Source organism: Aeromonas rivipollensis (genome assembly GCF_010974825.1).
GTDB classification, from domain to species: domain Bacteria; phylum Pseudomonadota; class Gammaproteobacteria; order Enterobacterales; family Aeromonadaceae; genus Aeromonas; species Aeromonas rivipollensis.
On record NZ_JAAILA010000053.1, the window covers coordinates 1 to 2,822 of the forward strand.

The 2,822-nt window shown below is 58.6% G+C and carries 2 protein-coding genes, 1 tRNA gene, 1 rRNA gene and 1 pseudogene; 4 read left to right on the plus strand and 1 reads right to left on the minus strand.

The features are described from left to right. Nucleotides 1–102 precede the first annotated feature (102 nt). Both rrf and G4923_RS21100 read left to right on the plus strand, forming a co-directional pair. A 5S ribosomal RNA gene (gene rrf, locus G4923_RS21095) occupies nucleotides 103–217 on the plus strand. A 97-nt stretch (nucleotides 218–314) separates the two neighbouring features. Then, nucleotides 315–391, plus strand: a tRNA-Asp gene (locus tag G4923_RS21100). Nucleotides 392–696: 305 nt separating this feature from the next. Here G4923_RS21100 and G4923_RS21105 read toward each other — a convergent pair. After that, nucleotides 697–1,029, minus strand: coding sequence for a cupin domain-containing protein (locus G4923_RS21105; RefSeq protein ID WP_163138200.1), 333 nt, complete (start codon nucleotides 1,027–1,029; stop codon nucleotides 697–699). Nucleotides 1,030–1,230: 201 nt separating this feature from the next. On the opposite strand from G4923_RS21105, the gene G4923_RS21110 reads away from it, so the two are divergent. Together G4923_RS21110 and G4923_RS21115 are read left to right on the plus strand one after the other, a co-directional pair. Next, nucleotides 1,231–2,589 carry an NCS2 family permease gene (locus G4923_RS21110; protein ID WP_025328604.1) on the plus strand — a complete coding sequence of 453 codons (1,359 nt, stop codon included), beginning with the start codon at nucleotides 1,231–1,233 and terminating at the stop codon, nucleotides 2,587–2,589. Between the two features lie 110 nt (nucleotides 2,590–2,699). Continuing rightward, a pseudogene (locus G4923_RS21115) lies at nucleotides 2,700–2,822 on the plus strand (IS1595 family transposase); the annotation flags it as partial.

The following is a 2,822-nucleotide window of genomic DNA, read 5'->3' on the forward strand; positions in this document are numbered from 1 at the left end:
TCTGGGCCTTGTAGCAAGTGAACGAACTACTCAAATTCAGTGATAGCGACAAGCCACGAGCAACATCGTTATTCACGTCAGCTTTCCGGATGAAGTTTTTTGCCTGGCGGCCATAGCGCCGTGGAACCACCTGATCCCATGCCGAACTCAGAAGTGAAACGCGGTAGCGCCGATGGTAGTGTGGCATTCGCCATGCGAGAGTAGGACACTGCCAGGCACCCAATTAAACAGTTGTGCACACATTGCATGATTGGCCGAGAGGATGACACCTCATAAAAGCGGCAGACAATTTAGCAAAATGCTAACCAGACAGCGGAGCGGTAGTTCAGTCGGTTAGAATACCGGCCTGTCACGCCGGGGGTCGCGGGTTCGAGTCCCGTCCGCTCCGCCACTAATTTGAAAGGCCTTCCCTCACGGGAAGGCCTTTTTGCTTTTGGATATTCGCGAACGGGATTAAGGAAACAAGGGACCACAGACAGGGCTGCGACTTGCCACTGGCAACTCGGTCCCTGCCTGTGGCACCTTGTGCTTGAGCCGGACCGTGTCCGTCTCCCCGTCCGCTCCGCCACTAATTTGAAAGGCCTTCCCTCACGGGAAGGCCTTTTTGCTATGCATATTCAGCATCTGAGTCCAAGAAGCCCAATCTGTCGATTGGGCTTCTTTCGTTGTGCTTTGTCATTGTGCCAAGAGACTCCCCTAGTAGTAGATGCAGAGCCAGACGGTGGTCTCGGTAGGATGAGTCCACTCCACCCTGTGCTGAAGGTGCGCCGGGATGTTGATGTAGTCCCCGGGTCCAAGGTGAACGCGCTCCTGGAGCCCGGTATCCGGTGTGATGAAGACCAGAACGGCCTCGCCTTGTATCAGCGCTACCCACTCGTGTTCATCCTGATCGAACCATTCCCCCGTGGGGGTCTGTTGTCCCTGGGAGAGGATACGCTCGATGCGAAAGTGATTGGTGCTGACCAGGTCGGTGAACACCTCATTGGGCAGAGGGGAGGGGATCTGGCCAAGCAGGTTGCCTGTGTGCATGGGCTTGTCTCCGGCTGATGGGGGCTAGCTAAGAGTGTAGAAGCTGAAGGGGAGCTTCCCATGTGGAAGTTGAGGCCTCCAATGAGGCTTAAAATGGAAAAGTTCGGGAAAATGGTGGCTGATCCGCTGCAATCTCGCCAAATTCTTGCTATTTTGCGCGCCATTACGCAAACGATTTCCTTCACACATTCAGGATGAGTTATGGCAACGCAAGAAATGACGGCCCGCACCGGCAATAGCGGGTTTCTGGACTCCTATTTCTCCATCACCCAGCGTGGCAGCACAGTCCGCCAGGAGTTGCTGGCCGGACTGACCACCTTCCTGGCCATGGTCTACAGCATCATAGTGGTGCCCAACATGCTGGGTGCCGCCGGTTTTGAGCAGGGCCCCGTCTTCGTGGCGACCTGCTTGATCGCCGCCTTCGGCTCCCTGCTGATGGGGCTCTGGGCCAAGCTGCCGATGGCCATAGGTTGCGCCATCTCCCTCACCGCCTTTACCGCCTTCAGTCTGGTGCTGGGTCAGGGACTGAGCATTCCGGTCGCGCTGGGCGCCATCTTCCTGATGGGGGTGCTGTTTACCCTGATCAGCGTCACAGGCGTGCGCCAGTGGATCCTGGACAACCTCCCCTCCGGCATCGCTCACGGCACCGGCATAGGTATAGGTCTGTTCCTGCTGCTGATCGCCACCAACGGCGTCGGCATGGTGATCAAGAACGAAGGGGCCGGTCTGCCGGTTCAGCTGGGTGAAGTGACCTCCTTCCCTGTCATCATGACGGTGCTGGGTCTGGCCGCCATCTTCGGTCTGGAGCGTCGCAAGGTGCCGGGCGGCATCCTGATGGTGATCATCGCCATCTCCATTCTCGGCCTCATCTTCGACCCGAAAGTGACCTGGCAGGGCTTCTTCGCCATGCCGAGCCTGACTGGTGAGAAAGGTTCGCTGGTAGGCAGCATGGATCTGCTGGGCGCCCTCAATCCGGTGGTGATCCCGACCGTGCTGGCGCTGGTGATGACAGCCGTGTTTGACGCGACCGGCACCATACGTGCCGTGGCGGGTCAGGCGGGCCTCATCAACGAGCGTGGCCACATCATCAGCGGCGGCAAGGCCCTGACTGCCGACTCCGTCAGCAGCATGGTCGCTGGCGTGGTAGGTGGTGCTCCGGCTGCCGTCTACATCGAATCCGCCGCTGGCACTGCAGCCGGTGGCAAAACCGGTCTGACCGCTGCACTGGTCGGCGTGCTCTTCCTGCTGATGATCTTCCTCTCCCCGCTGAGCTATCTGGTACCGGCCTACGCCACAGCACCGGCCCTGATGTATGTCGGTCTGCTGATGCTGGGCAACGTCACCAAGCTGGACTTCAGCGATTCGGTCGATGCTCTCGCCGGCATGCTGTGCGCCGTCTTCATAGTGCTGACCTGCAACATAGTCACCGGCATCATGCTGGGCTTCGTGGCGCTGGTCGTGGGTCGTCTGTTTGCTGCCGAGTGGAAGAAACTCAACGTCGGCACCGTCATCATCGCCGTGGCGCTGGTGATCTTCTATGCCGGTGGCTGGGCCATCTAAGGCTTCCTGTGATAGCGAAGGGCCCTGCGGGGCCCTTTTTCATGGCGCTGTCCCAGTTATGTGTTGAAAGGCTAACCTTGAAGTAGGTCATCACCCTGAGGGCCTCCATCATGGATACCCAAGCCTTTCAACATCTACTCTCTCTCTTCCCACTGCTCACCTTGCGCCAGCGTCGCCTTGCGCAACATGAACTCACCGCCCCTCACCCCATCCCCTCTTTAGCCACCCAACTC

Coding starts and splice junctions, on each gene's coding strand:
- G4923_RS21105 (WP_163138200.1), bottom strand. CDS start 1,029: ATGCACACAGGCAACCTGCTTGGCCAGATCCCCTCCCCTCTGCCCAAT.
- G4923_RS21110 (WP_025328604.1), top strand. CDS start 1,231: ATGGCAACGCAAGAAATGACGGCCCGCACCGGCAATAGCGGGTTTCTG.